Annotated in this window: 14 protein-coding genes; 3 read left to right on the top strand and 11 right to left on the bottom strand. The window is 49.2% G+C overall.

Annotated elements, in window-relative coordinates:
• The first annotated feature begins 318 nt into the window (after nt 1–318).
• Nucleotides 319–1,371, top strand: coding sequence for a MalM family protein (locus tag CX664_RS13865; protein WP_101747305.1), 1,053 nt, complete (start codon nt 319–321; stop codon nt 1,369–1,371).
• A gap of 243 nt (nt 1,372–1,614) precedes the next feature.
• Here CX664_RS13865 and CX664_RS13860 read toward each other — a convergent pair whose 3' ends face one another.
• From CX664_RS13860 to CX664_RS25740, 7 genes are all read right to left on the bottom strand, one after another.
• On the bottom strand, nt 1,615–3,495 hold the full coding sequence (locus tag CX664_RS13860) for an F-box/WD repeat-containing protein (protein WP_101747304.1): 1,881 nt from the start codon (nt 3,493–3,495) through the stop codon (nt 1,615–1,617).
• 304 nt (nt 3,496–3,799) lie between these two features.
• A complete protein-coding gene (locus tag CX664_RS13855; RefSeq protein ID WP_101747303.1) occupies nt 3,800–5,653 on the bottom strand; it encodes an F-box protein in 1,854 nt (617 codons plus the stop codon).
• A 500-nt stretch (nt 5,654–6,153) separates the two neighbouring features.
• On the bottom strand, nt 6,154–8,055 hold the full coding sequence (locus CX664_RS13850) for an F-box/WD repeat-containing protein (RefSeq protein WP_101747302.1): 1,902 nt from the start codon (nt 8,053–8,055) through the stop codon (nt 6,154–6,156).
• Nucleotides 8,056–8,263: 208 nt separating this feature from the next.
• Nucleotides 8,264–9,175 carry a phytanoyl-CoA dioxygenase family protein gene (locus CX664_RS13845; protein ID WP_101747301.1) on the bottom strand — a complete coding sequence of 304 codons (912 nt, stop codon included), beginning with the start codon at nt 9,173–9,175 and terminating at the stop codon, nt 8,264–8,266.
• Nucleotides 9,172–11,517 carry a glycosyltransferase family protein gene (locus CX664_RS13840; RefSeq protein WP_180966496.1) on the bottom strand — a complete coding sequence of 782 codons (2,346 nt, stop codon included), beginning with the start codon at nt 11,515–11,517 and terminating at the stop codon, nt 9,172–9,174. Before CX664_RS13840 ends, CX664_RS13845 begins: the two co-directional genes overlap by 4 nt.
• Entirely contained in the window at nt 11,517–12,611 is a 1,095-nt protein-coding gene (locus CX664_RS13835) for a hypothetical protein (protein WP_146000009.1), read from the bottom strand. Before CX664_RS13835 ends, CX664_RS13840 begins: the two co-directional genes overlap by 1 nt.
• A gap of 353 nt (nt 12,612–12,964) precedes the next feature.
• Complete coding sequence (locus tag CX664_RS25740; protein ID WP_163369469.1) at nt 12,965–13,471, bottom strand: hypothetical protein; 507 nt, start codon at nt 13,469–13,471, stop codon at nt 12,965–12,967.
• Nucleotides 13,472–13,614: 143 nt separating this feature from the next.
• Between CX664_RS25740 and CX664_RS13820 the strand changes: the two genes are divergently transcribed.
• Nucleotides 13,615–13,797, top strand: a complete 183-nt coding sequence (locus tag CX664_RS13820; protein ID WP_163369468.1) for a hypothetical protein — start codon at nt 13,615–13,617, stop codon at nt 13,795–13,797.
• A 225-nt stretch (nt 13,798–14,022) separates the two neighbouring features.
• Here CX664_RS13820 and CX664_RS13815 read toward each other — a convergent pair whose 3' ends face one another.
• The 4 genes from CX664_RS13815 to CX664_RS13805 form a co-directional block, all read right to left on the bottom strand.
• Nucleotides 14,023–14,631, bottom strand: coding sequence for an RING finger domain-containing protein (locus CX664_RS13815; protein ID WP_101747295.1), 609 nt, complete (start codon nt 14,629–14,631; stop codon nt 14,023–14,025).
• 515 nt (nt 14,632–15,146) lie between these two features.
• Nucleotides 15,147–15,473 carry a hypothetical protein gene (locus tag CX664_RS13810; RefSeq protein ID WP_101747294.1) on the bottom strand — a complete coding sequence of 109 codons (327 nt, stop codon included), beginning with the start codon at nt 15,471–15,473 and terminating at the stop codon, nt 15,147–15,149.
• Between the two features lie 117 nt (nt 15,474–15,590).
• The gene (locus CX664_RS27810; protein WP_276328490.1) at nt 15,591–15,722 is read right to left on the bottom strand and encodes a hypothetical protein; all 132 of its coding nucleotides are present in this window, start codon (nt 15,720–15,722) and stop codon (nt 15,591–15,593) included.
• Nucleotides 15,719–16,084: a hypothetical protein gene (locus CX664_RS13805; protein ID WP_101747293.1), complete on the bottom strand. Its 366-nt coding sequence runs from the start codon at nt 16,082–16,084 to the stop codon at nt 15,719–15,721. Before CX664_RS13805 ends, CX664_RS27810 begins: the two co-directional genes overlap by 4 nt.
• A gap of 416 nt (nt 16,085–16,500) precedes the next feature.
• Here CX664_RS13805 and CX664_RS25735 point away from each other — a divergent pair, with 416 nt between their 5' ends.
• Nucleotides 16,501–17,376: a hypothetical protein gene (locus CX664_RS25735; RefSeq protein ID WP_146000007.1), complete on the top strand. Its 876-nt coding sequence runs from the start codon at nt 16,501–16,503 to the stop codon at nt 17,374–17,376.
• The last annotated feature ends 82 nt before the right edge of the window (nt 17,377–17,458 follow it).

Genomic DNA, 17,458 nt, shown 5'->3' with positions numbered 1-17,458 from the left:
ATTGGTATCAACGCTTAGTTGCACTAGTACATGGTTTCAATGAGTTTGACGTGTACAATCTCCGTTCACCCTGAGCGGAGTCGAAGGGTGCTTGGCTCGATCTATCAGAGTCCGTAGTTTCCGCCTTTAGGCCCTATGGGTCCTTCGATGCTTCGTCAAGCTCAGCACTCAGGATGAACGGAGTGCGGAGACACGACAACCCGTCAAACCCATTGAAACCATGTACTATGCCTAGGAGTCTGTAATCGTTTACAGACTCGCGCTCTGATGAATACCGATAGAATTGCAGACAATTAATTTATCCCGTTGAGTAGTCCGATGAAAAAAACAGCGCTCTGCCTGGCACTTGGCTTACTGGCTGGCTGTGCAACCCATGATTCTGCGATAGCCCCGACGACTAAAGAGCCTGTGGCTGTTTACCACTCTTTACCGACCCTGAATTATCAACCACTGCGGATATACGACGAAGCTATTCAGCAGACCATTGGGCTGACGGAACAGTCTGCAACGCTGAAAACGACTAACAGCGATTCTGCCGTTATAGGCTGGCAGCTACCCGGATATGGAGCCTACCGGTTCAAAATCAGCAGTCAGATAAAACGTGGGAAATTTGGCCGGGAAGCTTCGGCGTTTATGCCGGAAGTGCAACTGCTCGATAAGCATTACCAGGTGGTTAAAACCGTGCCAGTGACGGCTTTGGATTACCAGAAGCCGGGCCTGCTTGGTCAGGAGTATTTTTATCACAGCTTTGTGGTAGACAATCGTGACCCGTTGCTGACGCCAGTCGAATACATTGTCGTTTATATGAGTGACGATGGTCGCAACCATAAGCTTCAGGTTGTTGATATGGAGAAGGAGTACGCAAAGGCCCGGGGCTTTATGCCACCGGCTACCAAAGATGTGCTGGCGACGGCCAGTGATCTTGGAGTTATTACCCTGGAAGCCATGTCACTGACCGAAGCGTATAGCGCTGGTTCTGCCCCAGGGCCTGCTTATACACCGCCGGTTGCTACAGGAAGAGAGGCTGAGGCAGCAGTTGGTTTCGACACTATTGCTTTAAGTAAAGAGTATCGAGAGACCGTTCTTCAGTTGCTGGGCGATGGCAAGGTTCAGGAGGCTTTGGCACTGCGGGAGAGTGCGGGTCAGATGCATGCTGATCTGCAGGTGGCATTTTCTGCGCTTTATGGACGTGAATCCGCAGGTAATGCCATTGAAAGCACCGCTTCAGATTCGCAGGCAATCGATAAACGTTTGTCCCATGCTTATCAGCAGCAGTTAATGATGCATTTGCAACAAGGTGAAACCCGGGCTGCCCTGGGGGTGATTGATCAGTCCAGAATGCTGCTCAGCCATATAGATGCGTTGTTCTGATAGTGATTCGAGCCGCCAGCTCGTTTTATCGTTCCCGGGGAGGAGAGGGTGTTGCGAAAGGCCTAAAAAGAAGGGAACCATAAAGGCACAAAGACACAAAGTTTTTTCTGGGCTTGCCGGGGCTACGCTCGGCAATAAAAAGGCTTTCTTTGTGTCTTCGTGTCTTTGTGGTTCAAGGCTTTTATACTTTTTGCAACACCCTCAGAACCCTGGGAACGAGTTCAAAACAGCAGGCCATTGTCTTCAATCCGGCGTATCAGCATCTCTTATTTCCCAAACTTGTAAAGTGAAATTGGTCATATCGCCTTCCCCGGTACGGCTCAAGACCACCACTTCATGCTCTGACATGGGATTGAAGCGTGCATTTATGATACCGTCTTGCTCGATCTTTCCCTTGAGTGACCAGTGCTTTTGATCGTTGAGCCCCAGGATTCCTACCATGTGAGAGTTGCGAGTCAGCGCATGAAGGCCCGACAGGCTAAAGCCGGTGATGATTGGGGTGTACTCCCTGGTGATGGTTTGAATTGACCATGTCCCTGCCTGGCTCTTCTCCCAGATACAGATTGTGCCGAACCCACCACTATAGCTGGTGGTCAGCAAGTGACTGTCAGACGGGCTGAATCGCGCCTGATACACTGCGCCATCGTGTTTGAGCCTTATGGCTGATTCAAGCCTTGACGCGGAACTCGACTCCGGCGAGAGACGCGGGTTCAGCGACCAGTCAGACCAATTTTCCGGTCTGTGCCATAGCAGCAGATCCTCGCAAGGCGTCGGACCATGAATTGCATCAGATATAGCGAACAGGTATTTACCGGTAGAGCTGAATTGCAGCGGAAAGAATGTCGGGAAGATCACCGTTTCTTGCCATTTCCCCGATGGATCCGGGCTGTGAATTGAGACCCGTCCGGGACTGTAGGGTTTGCGATCAATACCCACCAGAAGCTGATCTGCCACTGGGCTGAAGCAGGCAGAACCCCAATCCTCTGCTATTAATATTGAATGCTGTGCTGACCAGACTCCACAATCATCCAGAGATAAAATGGTTCTTTTATCCTGCGTGTGCAGTGACAGATACCGCTCCGATGGACTGAACTGAACTTTACCAATCAACCCTTCGGGGGAGAGGCCGGAAACCTTCATTTTCAGCCAATCATTATTATTTTCGTCCATGCACCAGAGGAGTACCTGATCGTCCTCATTACAGGTCACCATATATTTCCCGGAAGGGCTGAATTGGACCTTCTGGTTCGGCAAAGTTTCCTTGCCGACTTCCTCCCAACCGCTGTTAGCAGACCGTAAGGTATTCACATAACCCTCACTGTTGCGGGTTAACAGGCGGTTCGTGCAAGCACTGAAATTTGCCCCGGTAATCACCCGGCTGCCGCTGTTACCGGACCAATTGACGTGCTCTTCTGCCCATTGTCCCCGGTCATCCCTGGTCAGAATTCGGTGGTCATGCAAATAACGGCCATAAAACAACAGATGACGACTGGACTGGCTGAGGCAAAAATCAAGAATAGCTTCGGTCTGATTATATGGTTCACCTGGATCACGCTGCGGGAGAGTGACTTTGTGTCGCGGAACCAGGCGGTAAGCCGGGCATGATTCCATCCTCCGCAAGGTGTCAAGGCATAGTAGTGCGGACATCTGCGGGAGGTTCTTTATTATCCTGTCCCTGAACGATGTCCCTCTGTTGTTGCGTGATGCCGGAGTGGCAAATGGATGAGAGTGCCAGGATTTTTTCTGCCACGGGGCTATTTGCCGGTACTGTTCACGGAAGCGTTGCGGAAGTCGGGCAAAATAAGACAGTTCCTGAATATATTTGTGTTCCTTCACCACTTCCCGGAAAGTCTGGCAGGTTGCATTAACTTGCGGGATGTCATCGAATTCAAGGTGGTCAAAAATCATGACCAAAAGTTCGGGGGGGAGTTCAGTAATCGTTCTTTGCCACAACGGCTGTTTTTGCGGAAATTGCTGCGGAAATTGTTGCGGAAACTGTGTCTGCGGGCTTGCCTCCGGGAGCGCAATAGCGGAGCTGGGGGGTGTCGTTTTAGCAGGCTCATTTGCAGGCCAATCCGGTGCAATCGAAGCGCCGACAGTCCCTGGAAACAGAGGGTCGCTCATTGACTTACTCCATTCTTAATGAGTTATTACCGGCACTGCGCGAACCTTCACTACCGATTCATGATGTTAATGGACAGCCCTGAGGGCAGGAAGTTCCAGGGCAGAAACAGGTTGTTTCACATTGTGCAGGCTCCGGTATCTCATCGTTTCCACGTTCTGCGATACCGGATTTGCCAACGGTGAAACAAACTCTTATTGCGCGGAATCGTGGTGGTTTAATCGGGATTTTGTCTTTATGGTGAGGTTTGGTATGCATTCCCACGGAGGACCGTGCGAACGAGTTCGAAACAGCAGACCATTGTCTTCAATCCGGCGTATCAGCATCTCTTATTTCCCAAACTTGTAGAGTGAAATTGGTCATATCGCCTTCTATGGAATAGCTCAAGACCACCACTTCATGCTCTGACATGGGATTGAAGCATGCTTTCTGGATACCGTTTTGCTCAATCTTCCCCTTGAGTGACCAGTGCTTTTGATCGTCGCGCCCCAGGATTCCTACCATGTGAGGGTTGCAAGTCACCGCATGAAGGCCTGACAGGCTAAAGCGGGTGATGGCTGGAGTGTACTCCCTGGTGATGGTTTGAATTGACCATGTCCCTGCCAGGCTCTTCTCCCAGATACAGATTGTGCTGGCCGCAGCATAGCTGGTGGTCAGCACGTGACTGTCAGACGGGCTGAATAGCGCCTGATACACAGCAAAATCATGCTTGAGCCTTATTGCTGATTCAAGCCTTGATGTGGAACTCAACTCCGGCGAGAGACACTGGTTCAGCGACCAGTCAGACCAATTTTCCGGTCTGTGCCATAGCAGCAAATCCTCGCAAGGCGTCGGACCACCAATTTTATCAGATTTAGCGAACAGGTATTTACCGGTAGAGCTGAATTGAAGAGGAAAGCATTTCGGGAAGATCACAGTTTCTTGCCATTTCCCCGATGAATCCGGGCTGTGAATTGCGATCCGTCCGGGACTGTAGGGTTTGTCTTCAATATACACCAGAAGCTGATCTTCCACTGGGCTGAAGCAGGCATAACCGCAATTCTCTGTTATTAATATTGAATGCTGTGCTGACCAGACTCCACAATCATCCAGAGATAAAATGGTCCTTTTATCCAGCGTGTGCAGTGACAGATACCGTTCCGATGGACTGAACTGGACTTTACCAATCAACGCTCTGGGGGAGAGGCCGGAAACCTTCATTTTCAGCCAATCATTATTACTTTCGTTCATGCACCAGACCATTACCTGATCGTCCTCATTACAGGTCACCATATATTTCCCGGAAGGGCTGAATTGGACCTTCTGGTTCGGCAAAGTTTCCTTGCCGACTTCTTCCCAACCGCTGTTAGCAGACCGTAAGGTATTAACGTAACCCTCACTGCTGCGGGTTAACAGGCGATTTGTGCAAGCACTGAAATTTGCCTCGGTAATCACCCGACTGCCGCTGTTATCGGACCAATTGACGTGCTCTTCTGCCCATTGCCCCTGGTCATCCCTGGCCAGAATTCGGTAGTCATTCAAAAAACGGCCATAAAACAACAGATGACGACTGGACTGGCTTAAGCAAAAATCAAAAGGAGGTTCGGTCTGAGGAAATGATTCAATTGTTTCACGCAGCGGGAGAGTGACTTTGTGTCGCGGAACCAGACGGTAAGCCGGGCATGATTCCATCCTCCGCAAGGTGTCAAGGCATAGTAGTGCGGACATCTGCGGGAGGCTCTTTATTATCCTGTCCCTGAACGATATCCCTCTGTTGTTGCGTGATGCTGGAGTGGCAAATGGATGAGAGCACTGGGATTTTTTCTGCCACGGGGCTGTTTGCCGGTACTGTTCCCGAAAGCTCAGCGGAAGTCGGGCAAAATAAGACAGTTCCTGAATATATTTGTATTCTTTCACCACTTCCCGGAAAGCCAGACAGGTTGCATTAACTTGCCGGATGTCATCGAACTCAAGGTGGTCAAAAATCATGGCCAAAAGTTCGGGAGGGAGTTCAGTAATCGTTCTTTGCCACAACGGCTGTTTTTGTGGAAACTGTGTCTGCGGGCTTGCCGCCGTGAGCACAATAGCGGAGCTGGGGGGTGTCGTTTTAGCAGGCTCATTTGCAGGCCAATCCGGTGCAATCGAAGCGCCGACAGTCCTTGGAAACAGAGGGTCGCTCATTGACTTGCTCCATTCTTAATGAGTTATTACCAGCACTTCTGGTAGTACATGGTTTCAATGAGTTTGACGGGTTGTTGTGCCTCCGCACTCCGTTCGTCCTGAGCCTGTCGAAGGACCCATAGGGCCTAAAGGCGGAAACTCCGGACTCTGACAGATCGTGCCAAGCACCCTTCGACTCCGCTCAGGGTGAACGGAGATTGTACATGTCAAACTCATTGAAACCATGTACCAGAACCTTCATAACCATGGATTTATGGTGATATTGGACAGACCTGAGGGCAGGAAGTTTCCGGACAGAAACAGGTTGTTCTTACGGTAGACATTAAGAGGCTGTTTTAAAAATTATTGATCATTAACTCAGAATGACAACGGAGTAAAGTCACCGGTTTTCTGACATGAATTCCTTAATATCTACCCTAAGACAGGTTGTTTGACATCCAGCAGGCTCCGGTGTCTTCTTATTTCCAAGCTCTGCGTGGTAATGCATACCGCATTTGCCTTCAATCCGGCGTACCAGCATCTCTTATTTCCCAGACTTGTAAATGGATATTGGTAACATCGCCATTCTGAGTTTGGCCCAGGACCATCACCTCATGCTCTGATAGTGGATTGAAGTAGGCTTTCAGAATACCGTCTTGCTTGATAACCCCTTTGAGTGACCAGTGCTGTTGATCGCTGCGCCCGAGGATTCCTACCATTGAAGGGTTCCAGGTCAGCACATGAAGGCCGGACGGGCTAAACCAAGGTACGGTGATTGGGGCGCATTCTTCGGTGATGGTTTCAATTCCCCATTGTCCAGCCTGGCTCTTCCCCCAGATGTAGACTGTACCCGACTCGCAGCTGACCACTAAGTGGTTGCCAGAAGGACTGAACCGCGCCACTTTCACCGGAAAATCATGTCTGAGCGTTATTTCTGAATCACGAATCGCTCTTGATACGGCATCCGGCTGCTGCAAGCGACCATCGTCCAGCGACCCGGCAGACAAATTTTCCGGTATGGGCCATAGCAGCACATCACGGTCTCTGACTCTGTCTTGCAGCATATCTTGCAGCATGCCAAGGCCCACGAAGCCCGTGAATGAGGCCTTGTTGAACAGATATTGACCGGTAGAACTGAAGAAAACCGGACAAAAGTATGGGAAGATCATCGTCTCTTCCCATTCTCCCGATGCTTCCAGGCTGTATATTGAGACCCGCCCGGGAATGCCATAACTTTTTTCAAACCCCACCAGAAACTGATCCGCGACCGGGCTAAATTGGGCATGAGTAACATAATCATCTTTACATTTTTCCAGGCTCTGTGATTTCCAGTCTTTAGCGCTACAATCGTTCAGAGATAGCATCGTTATTTCACTCGCACAAAATGGTAGATGCGACCAGAGGAGTGCCAGATATCGCTCCGATGTACTGAACAGGGCCTGTTTAATCAACTCTCCGGAGAGGCCGTTAACCTTCACTTTCAGCCATTTATTATTGTTGTCCATGCGACAGACGATGAAAGGTTCGTGCTTGTAGGCCGCCATATATTTCCCCGAGGGGCTGAACAAGACCGCATGACCCGACAACTTTAGCTTGTCGTCGTCGTTCCAGCGGTTGTGGGCAGGTTGCAACATATTCGCGCGATTCATACCGTTCCAGGTAAACAGGCGATTTTCACACGCACTGAAATTTGCCCCGGAAACCACCCGGGAGCGGCTGTTATCGGACCAATTCAGGTGCTCTTCTGCCCATTGCCCCTGGTCATCCCTGGCCAGAACCCGGGAGTCATTCAGGCAACGGCCATAAAACAACAGATGGCGACAGGACGGGCTGAAGCGAACCCCAAGTACGACACCGGCCTGTGGCTGTGAATGCCATGCTGCACGCTGAGGGATCGTAACTTTTAATCGCTTGACCATACGATAAGCCGGACGTGATTCCATCCTCCCCAAGGTGTCAAGGCATAATAGTGCGGACATCTGCGGGAGGTTCTTTATTATCCTGTCCCTGAACGATATCCCTCTGTGGTTGTGTGATGCCGGAGTGGCAAATGGATGAAAGCTCCGGTATTTTTTCTGCCACGGGGCTATTTGCCGGTACTGTTCCCGAAAGCTCAGCGGAAGTCGGTCAAAATAAGACAGTTCCTGAATATAATTGTATTCTTTCACCACGTCCCGGAATGCCAGACAGGTTGCATTAACTTGCCGGATGTCGTCGAATTCAAGGTAGTCAAAAATTATGGCCAACAGTTCTGGGGGGAGTTCGGTAATCTTTCTTTGCCACAACGGCTGTTTTTGCGGGCTTGCTTCTGGGAGTGCCATAGCGCGAGGGGAGCCGGGGGGTGTCGTTTTAGCAGGCTCATTTGCCGGCCAATCCGGTGCAATCGAAGTGCCGACAGCCCCTGGAATCAGAGGGTCGCTCATTGACTTACTCCGTTCTTAATGAGTTATTACCGGCACTGCGAGACACATCGCAACCATTGATTCACGGTTTTAATAGACAGGCCAAAGGTCAGGAAGTTCACGGGCAGCCTGATTGCCCTTTGATTAATTAACTCAGATAAACGGCTGGAGCCTGCAGGAGGTGGAACAGCCTGTTTCTGCCCGGAATCATAAGAGTTTTATGGGAGGCTCACCAAGGTTCGACGCCATAGATTTTCCTGCCTGTTGCCGTCAGGTTTTCCCGGTTTACCCGTAATGATTCAAAATGAGAACCTGCCGTTTTCCGCAATCCTGCCTCATGATTGTATTGGCCTTCGCCACTTTCCAGGGCGTGCACCCTTTTTTCCCTTAGCGCCTCATCGGCAGAGGCGGGGAGAAAGCTGATCATCGCCAGCATACGCTCGCGCCTGTCGTCGGTGCAGTCCGGGTCTGGATTAAATCGTGAGTGGGTCAGGCGAGAATCCCAAACCACCATCTCCCCTTCTTTCAATTGCACAGCCCGGAGTGTCTGCCAACGGTCTTGTACATCCTCGCCCTGATATTCAATCCAGCCCTGTTTATCATCTGACCACGATTTATATTGCCCGAAGTCATGATGGGAGCCGGGGATAATACCCAGCATGCCGGTGGTTTTATCACAATCCCTGAGCGCCAGTAAGCCTTGAACCGCACTGAAACCGGGCTGGGTATGAGGGTTTTGATCCACATGAAGGGGGAGGAAGCTGTTATGGTCTGTTTCTGGCCGCATATAAATGCATCGGTCAAACACCACCCATAGTTTTTTATTATCCCAAAGGGTTTCAAACAGCTTGACCATGGTTGGGTTCTGCCTCAGCTGGGCCAGGGCATCGTCATGGTACAGTTCAAAAAAACCATTGATGCTGGCTCCCGGATGATGCTTGACCTGACGCTGCAACAGGCTGACGGCACTGTCACGATCCGCTGCAGTGGAAACATTCCCGGCAACGATGTAACCATGCTCCACAAAGGCTTCTTTGATGACTTTCGGGTCAGCCCGCTGTCCATCGTAAACTTTATGATCGGTATAACTGATCTCTTTAAAGGTATTGTTACTGCAATTGGGGCGTGCCAGTGGGTTCATTGTTTTTCCTCCTCCTTCAGGGTGTTTTGTAGTCTCTGCAGAATCTGATCAGCAATGACTTTCCCTCCGCCATGGGAAAATCGTCGGTCAAGTTCACTCAATGATGACTCGTCGGTATGGGACAGTTGCTGGTGAGCAATAGCCATGAGATGGCTGAGCGTTGTGATTGCTCCGGGTTCCGTCGTTAACCTTTCGATAAGATGAGTGATGGATTCCATAACCTCTTCCTGACTTTTGAAGTAGTCAATGGGAGCGGTCCCGGGAAATATGTCATGCCAGTCAATGCTGGCATCCACCATGTGATTTTGCTTTAGCAGTGTTAACTGCTGGCCCTGGCTGTCATTGGCCGGAGGCAGCCAGATAATTTTTTTCCCCAGGGCGGCCGCCTCAAATATGTTGCCCAGTCCGGGGGTCATCAGGGCCACTGTTGATTGCTGCAAAACATCCTGCACTTGATCAGGTGTCAGTGTCTGGACCTCAAACTGGTCCCCTGTGGCCTCTGCCAGGGTACGGCTGCCCAGAAATTGGAGCTGGTCGTAGTGACTGCCAAGGGTCTGGTTGATGCAGTTCATGATGATTTTTGCGTAGTTCATCATGATGGAAGAAGTCACCAGGGGATTCATCAGCCCACCGGTATTGACCAGCAACAGACTGGCCGTATTGGTTTGGGGGGGCTTATCCTGAAGACGCTGCAGGCCGGACACAATGGAAGGTACGACGATGGTTTCCGGCAGTTTATTGCTGTTTTCCTGTAACCGCTCCTGCACGGTGAGAAAGTTCTGTACCAGATAGAGGTCGGCATGGGTAATGGCTGGAGACACCTCTTTCCAGTACCAGGACAGTGGATCATATACGATGACCTCAAGGCCTGCTTCTTTGGCCCACCCGGCAACCTCCAGATCACAGGCGGTGATAAACAGATCGTATTCACGCAGGTGGCGGAGGTACTTTTCTTTTCGGTCGGTGGCAGAGCCCTGTTCGGTGCAGTCAATGATTCGGTTATAGGGGTACTTGGACTGAATATCGAGGGTGTGCTTTTCGCCGATATAGGCGAGGTGTCTGGCCTGTTTGCGCACGTAAGGAAATATTTCCCCGATGGCAGCAGAAGGGCCAAAACCGAAGGGTTCTGCATTAAACAGTATCTTTTTTTCTGCCCCTGAATCCGTGCTGGCAAATGTGATCTCCCGGCAGGGGGAGGGCTCCTGAACAGGGCGCTGGTTTTCTTGCAGCGTCTGCTCAACGATCTGGATAACCTGGTCTTTGCCATTGCCCCGCAAAAGCACGGTGTTATCTTTGCCGATGTTGTCGGAATAAAAAGCCAGGTTGGCAATAAACGTTTTCAGTTTTTCTGCACTCAGCTCCCCCGAGTTTATTCCAAACTGGTTGTCGCCAATCACTTTGGCATTGATCTGCTGTTCATACAGATTTTTCAGGGGTATGGCATAGACGGGCTTGTTCAGGTACATGGCTTCTGACAGCAGTGTGTGTCCTGCGGTGGAGATCACCCCGCCGCAAGCAGCAAGTAATGAAACAAATTGGGCGTCGCCATGGTGATAAAACCGACAACACGCACTATCAGCAGGAAGCAGGCACTGTATGGGTAAAAATATATGCACTGTGATGCCGTCTGGTACACTCTCCCGGACGGTCTGTAGCCATTGATCAATAGGCAGAGAGGTCCACGACTGGGCAGTAATGTACATCAGTAACGAGGCCGTTGTGCCATGGCCTTGTTCTTTGGCAGCAATGATTTCCGGACGAATCACCGGTGGCAGCAGGGTCACATTGGCAGTATCCCTGCGCTGTTGCTCTTGAACTCCAGGTTGAACGTTGAAGAAAGAGATTGCCAAACGCTTGTCGGCACGGGGAAAGAAAAGTGACAGCCGCTCCCGTTCATCCCGAAATGACGTACCCGCCAGATCAGGTATGAAGCTGCCGGTTAAAAACTTGCTTTGCTGGTCGCTGGTGATCAGCGGAGCCTGTTTGCTGTAGGCATACTGGGCGGACACCTGCTCGTAATCACTGATCACCAGATCCGGAGTACCCAGTTGTTGGTTCGCTACTGCCATGGCCCGGAAGTTGATCTGGTTGAAGTTCATGCGGTTGTTTTGTGGCAGCTCACTGGTGGCCTCAAAATCCAGCCCGGTCAGACAGCCAGCAATGTAGGGATTGTTCACCTCACATACGCGAACCCCCGGATACTCCTTCTGATGGTTGTGGAAATACTCCAGCGCCTGCCCGTAAGTGAACAGGACGATCTGATGATCTCTGTCCCTGAGGTAATTGAGGCAGGGCAACTGACGGTTCAGATGACCGTTGCCAATGCCACAGATGCCAATCACTATCTTTTTTTTTTGTCCGTTGGCAGCACCTCCATGGACAGCGTGGGCATTATGGATTGGTAAACGTCCTGCAGTGGGCCGCTGATCTGTCGTGTCTGCCGCCCGTCCTCGCGAAGATAATCCCCGAGCTTCTGCGCCAGGTAGTCTTTGACCTCGCGAGGAACGGTTCCATCAAGGACGGCATCATGATCACCGATCAGAATATCCTCGCGCTGCTTGTCGAGGAACAGGTTAAACAGCTGATGTCTTGCACTTTCAGCGGTCAGGGTGTTTTCCATGAAATTGTCGTTTAACTTGACCAGCACAATCTCCCGTATCGGGACTTCCGATTCCGGGTCACTGTAGTAATCCGAAGGCAGTTGAAAATGGGTCCGGTCGCCAACACTGGTGAGGGACTGTTCAGATTTTCCTGCTTCAGCAACTCCGGCACTGACCACGGGCTCCCATTTGGGCATATCATGGTTACGCACCGAAATGGTCTTGGTGCCCGCAACGGCTTTGAGTTGCCCGTCATCGGTAAACCTGACGAGGGTTTTGTCTGCCGAAATAATTTTTCGTTCTGGCAAATTGCGATGCTGCCGGGCATGCTCCAGTACCAGTGTGGTTTTGCCAGAGCCTGAGGAACCGGCAAGCAGGTAACAGCCCGAGGCATCGCCGATACAGGCCGCATGGACCGGGAACAGTTTTCTTCGTAACCACTCAACCCGACAGGCCCCGTAAAGAAGGTGTGGCAGGGTATCCGGCATGATGTCGTTATCGGGAGCCATAACCTGAACGGCTCCTTCACGTTGCTCGATGACCGGGTGGCTGGTGGTCTGGACGTGTTCCACGGTCACCAGGGGCTGGTCACCATTCCCGGGCTGTGGCTTAAATCCGGGCAGATGGGCTGACAGGTGTTGAATATCCCGCTGGGTCAGTGAAATGTCTCCGGTTGAGGCAAAATCGAGATGGTGCTGTTGTCCGATGTGCCATGAAACGGAAACCTTGCCCTGTGGCGTATCGACAGAACCCTGGCAATGCTCAGTGTTGTGTATGGCTCCTTTACTAACTGCTTCAGAAGAAGAGCCGGGTAAAACGGGTAGTGGGGTCATCATTTAATGTTTTAATCATTTTTGCCATGAGAACTCCCAAGTCAGGTAATAATGACCTGAGCAATGTGGAATTTTCATTGTGCAGGGTGACTGAAAAATCAGATCACAAATTATCAGGACCGACTTTGGCGACCATAAGAATTTGGTTTGATCAATGGCTCTTTTGTTAAGTGGACAGCTGCTGTCCAGTGAATTTTAAGACCATCTAATCAAGAGAAAGTTCATTGTCTTGGATTTGTGCTCAAGTTTGAGCAACCACGAAAACACAAAACAGCCATCTATTTCTAGCTGGCTCGGGGCTGTTGGAAAATTCCAGTACTTGAATCTTGTTTATTAAGTCAGTGCTGCTGAAATCATCAGAGACAGGGAAAGCAAAAAAAACTGAAACAAGCGAGGAAAATGTCATACCGACCGGCCTGAGCATCGCCGAAGCGGTCTTCATCCACACCGGAACTTCGGACGATGCAGGCTTCGCCGGATGGTTGCCCAAGCGCGAGGTAGAGATGACGAATGTCCCCGGCAGCACTGATATTTTTCACCTGTTGATAGAAATCTTCACTGGCAATAAATCCGGATAATCCCTTGAGCCATTGTGCCTGTTGCGGATGGGGGAGTTCGGTAACGATCCTGCGCAATTGTTCCAGGCTGCGTGATTCGTGGCTCCAATGGTGTATATCTGGCAGATAAAGGCAACAGGCATTGTGCGGGGAAAGGCTGTTGCTCCAGCTTGGCGACCAGAGTTGTGTCAACCACAGTGAAGGGTGGAACCGGAATCCTGGCTTGTTGCATTCGGTGCAGAAACAGTCCCTTGCCACCCATAAGGGCCCGGGTTTGCCTCTCAGGGGTGGCAGGTTCCAGGCCATGGCTGGCAGGCCTGTGGCTATCGGTAACCGGAAGTGCGATGTCACGGTTGGGTAGTGGAGAGAAAAGCTCGGTTTCGTGTGAATTATCCGCCTCAAACCGCTGGCAATAAGGGGAGCTATGCCCGGCTCGAATGACAGAACGAGTGGATGTTGATGCTATTTGGCAGTCAGCTTGGCAGTCAGCCGTAGCTGCGTGGGAGTCAGCTATATCAGCAGATATGGGTGAAACAAAACCCGATATTGTTGGTAGAGCGTTTCCCACAATTTTGATTCCTATAAACTTTTGTTATTTGACCAGAGCTTTTGAAAAAAGTTTTAACAAATAAGACAGCCAGTTGCCTTCCGGGAATTTTCAGCCGTTTCTGAACGATCGAACCGTTTTAACAAAAATCAGGGGCATGACCAGTCTGACCCTGATTTTGAGCCTATACCTGAACATACCTCCGGCTTAAAAGGCTGTCGAAAAAGTGCTGTGCTTTTCTCGCTACTTTTGCAACAAGCTCAGCCTGGTGAGGGGTTTGCGTGAGTTGAAGATCAATATTCCAGGAGCCTTATGGATCCAGATGAGTACTACTAATATAGGACCAAATTCCGCCAACGTATGCACCAGTAGCAAAACCAGCAAAATGAGAAGCAGAAAGGTAGCCATTACTTGCAAAAGCTATAGGACAACCGGCAAAGCCAATTACCGCACCCGTAAACGCGAAAAGTTTTAAGTCAGCCAGGCTATTTGCCGCTCCAAAAACAGATCCAGTTGCAATGGCTGTACTTACACCAGTAGCCAGGGAAGACTCAACATCATCAGTCTCAGCCAAACCAATGGCAAGGTTAATAATGCCGGCGGCACCAATAAAGGTTGCCGCAGTAAGAGCAGAGCTAGCAGCACAAATAAAAACATCAGTAGCAATTTGAGAAACTTTTCTGATTACCCGTTCATGCAATGAACGAGTAAGAGGCATACTCTCAAGGATAAATGACGGCACTTCAGACCTACAAATAGGACATTTCTTAGATCGGTCAAACCATTGAGCAATGCATTTTCTTCCAAAGACATGAGTCTCATGACACGGGAGAACTACTTTATCATCACATCGAAGATCTTCATTATCATTTTCATTAAAAGACTCGAAACAGATTTGACATACATCCGCAACATTCATCGAAAATAAACTCTATCTCTGTTCATTGGTTAATAATGAGATAAAACATGAATATCTGGGCACCCATCGAGAATTCCACATCCAGTGCTTTAAGTGGACTGACCAACTATGCCTTGTTTTTCAAGGGGCAGTAGTTCATTGATAAAAGGTTGGACTTCCGGTGGTATTGCACTGGATTCAGGCACCGTGGCCAGAGTTAAAAAGTCCTTATAACCCGATACAAACCGTTGTAAATCCGCCTGTAGCTGCTTAATCTCGATGCCAAGCTGTGGTGCTACCTGGCAGTCAGCCGTAGCTGCGTGGCATTCAGCTATATCAGCAGATGTGGGTGAAACAAAACCGGATTATTGTTGGTAGAGCGTTTCCCACAATTTTGATTCCGATAAACTTTTGTTATTTGACCAGAGCTTTTGAAAAAAGTTTTAACAAATAAGACAGCCAGTTACCTTCCGGGAATTTTCAGCCGTTTCTGAACGATCGAACCGTTTTAAAAATCAGGGTCAGAAAATCAGGGGTCAGGCTCCCAGGAGGGATGGGCAGGCCTTACATTCTGCAAATATCTTCTTTTTAACTCTGTAAACCACAAAAGTTATGCACAAAGAAAGACCTGACCCCAGCTTCTCTGGCTCGACGAGTTCATTGCCGAAGCCACCGCCTTCCCCTCCGTCGAGCACGACGACCAAGTGGACGCCTTTGAAATTCTCATCGACGCCCTCTCCCGAGTCCACGTCACCCCCGCCTCTTTCGGCACGCCGATCTTCGTCAAGCACTCCCTGGCGAATCAATATCAGCAGCAACAAAAGAAAACCTCCGCTCCCGACGTCGACGACGGCTGGTCTCAATCTTTCACCTCTGGCAAATCACTTACCCAGGCACTCGGCTCCGGCAAATGGAAAGGGTGGGGAAATTAGGGCGAAAAAAAACCGCCTTTCGGCGGTTTCTTATTTACTTACAAAGTCTTAGGCTGCCTTTTTTTGCAGCTTTGCCGCTTCTTTCAGATGTCTCTCACGGGCTTGTCTTGCGGTTGCACCAACTTTGTTTGCGAGCTTGATGATTTCGTTAGCAATCTGTTCGAACGTCATGTCTTTCATAAGAAGCTCCACTCATTAGCCGTCTTCGTTAGTGTTTTAAGTTTTATTTCGTCTTCGGCCTGTATTGCTTTAGCTACTTCAGCTACAAACCTAACATAATCTTGGGCTTTATTTAAAGTCCAATGATTTTGCGTGTAGCCTTTAGATTTCAATTGACCGTGATTAATAAGGTAATCCATCATGTCGCCAATCTTTTTCATGTCTTCTGCTATTTCAGCATAAGATGGATTTTCTTTTTTCAGTACTTCAATGGAAAAGTCTTCAGCATTTTTCAGTACCTCGGAGCTTTGCTGGATGATTTTATCGTAAAGATAGTTCACTAAAGCATCCAATGGATCTTCATCCCTGGCGACTTGATACATGTTATTCCCCCCTGACAGGGTGGATAATCTAACACAACAGTATCACTTAACAACCCCTATTTTATAAAAAAACACAGATCGTGCAAGATTTTTCTCTTACAGGAGGCGTAGTGATAAACTGTTCAACAGGCATGGCTGATCTCCTTCTGGTTAACCACTGCTATTAATAGCAGAAAAGGAGGTCAGTCATGCATTTTTAGGTCATTTTAAAAGTCGAACATCGCGTAATTTAGTCTACACTCATTGTCATGATTGACTCCCGAAGGTTTCAACGTCTTCTGAAGTTACGGATTCAGGTATTAATTACAACAGAAAGATAGTTAAACAACCGGAGTTTTCTCGCCCTTTGTGTATCGAACTCACGTTATCTATCAGTTGTACACGTAGAAATGAGTTAACCATAATAGAGCAAGTTCATGAATCAAGCAGCATTTTCAAATATTGAGCTTCGTAGTTACGTAAAGGCTCCACAAAGCGATGCAGAATCGGGTGTGAGGCAGGATGATCGAAGTTGTGGGACCAGGGCGTTTAAATGGATTGTCCGTCACCCTTTTCTGACAGCAGTTGCAACCATAGGGTTGCTTGGGGCCGCGTCTGCTGGCATTTATGGCTTAACCCTTTTAGCTGCAGCAGCTCCTGCTGCAACGGCATTGTCTGCCCGAAAAGTAATCAATACCACGGCCATTGGAGCACCGAGCTTGACTGCAGCAGCGCCTGTTGCAACGTCCTTATCTACCCGAAAAGTAATCAATGCCACGGCCATTGGATCACCGAACCACAATACCACGACCAACCAAACGTCGGCCCAAAATAACACGACCAAGTCACCGACCTTGATTACAGCAGCGCCTGTTGCAACGTCCTTATCTACCCAAAAAGTAACCAATGCCACGGCCACTGGATCACCGACCAAAAATACCATAACCAAACAAGCAACGACCACCAAGGCACCGGACATTACAGTAGAAAGAGTTTCGTGTTGTGAAAATCCTGATGTTAAACCTGGATGTTGTATTGATGATAATAAAAATAAACCATTATGGATGTGCTATGAAAACGGAAAAACTGAAATGTTTAAGAATCATACGTTTTTTGGTAAAATAACACCTCAAAAATTTATTTTAAATTGCGACCCATCAACAACAAAATGCACCAGAGAAACTGAAGTAAAAATTGAGCATATAGGAACATTACCTAATATGGATGAATTTTGTAAATATTATGAGTGGGGTAAGGCTAAATTTGATGACGAGCAGTGCCCCCTGTGTCAGCATAGTTGTCGCCTCTCCTGAAATTAGAAATCTCAACAGGGGGCGGTCATGAGTAATCAATGGCCCGCTATTCAGAAGAGTTCAAAGAGTCCATCATTCAGAA

Source organism: Endozoicomonas acroporae (assembly GCF_002864045.1).
Classification (GTDB): Bacteria; Pseudomonadota; Gammaproteobacteria; order Pseudomonadales; family Endozoicomonadaceae; genus Endozoicomonas; species Endozoicomonas acroporae.
The sequence above is the reverse complement of the archived record's forward strand: the minus strand, read 5'-3'. Positions and strand labels throughout refer to the sequence as shown.

Coding starts and splice junctions, on each gene's coding strand:
- CX664_RS13865 (WP_101747305.1), top strand. CDS start 319: ATGAAAAAAACAGCGCTCTGCCTGGCACTTGGCTTACTGGCTGGCTGT.
- CX664_RS13860 (WP_101747304.1), bottom strand. CDS start 3,495: ATGAGCGACCCTCTGTTTCCAGGGACTGTCGGCGCTTCGATTGCACCG.
- CX664_RS13855 (WP_101747303.1), bottom strand. CDS start 5,653: ATGAGCGACCCTCTGTTTCCAAGGACTGTCGGCGCTTCGATTGCACCG.
- CX664_RS13850 (WP_101747302.1), bottom strand. CDS start 8,055: ATGAGCGACCCTCTGATTCCAGGGGCTGTCGGCACTTCGATTGCACCG.
- CX664_RS13845 (WP_101747301.1), bottom strand. CDS start 9,175: ATGAACCCACTGGCACGCCCCAATTGCAGTAACAATACCTTTAAAGAG.
- CX664_RS13835 (WP_146000009.1), bottom strand. CDS start 12,611: ATGATGACCCCACTACCCGTTTTACCCGGCTCTTCTTCTGAAGCAGTT.
- CX664_RS25740 (WP_163369469.1), bottom strand. CDS start 13,471: ATGGCCTGGAACCTGCCACCCCTGAGAGGCAAACCCGGGCCCTTATGG.
- CX664_RS13815 (WP_101747295.1), bottom strand. CDS start 14,631: ATGAATGTTGCGGATGTATGTCAAATCTGTTTCGAGTCTTTTAATGAA.
- CX664_RS27810 (WP_276328490.1), bottom strand. CDS start 15,722: ATGAAAGACATGACGTTCGAACAGATTGCTAACGAAATCATCAAGCTC.
- CX664_RS13805 (WP_101747293.1), bottom strand. CDS start 16,084: ATGTATCAAGTCGCCAGGGATGAAGATCCATTGGATGCTTTAGTGAAC.
- CX664_RS25735 (WP_146000007.1), top strand. CDS start 16,501: ATGAATCAAGCAGCATTTTCAAATATTGAGCTTCGTAGTTACGTAAAG.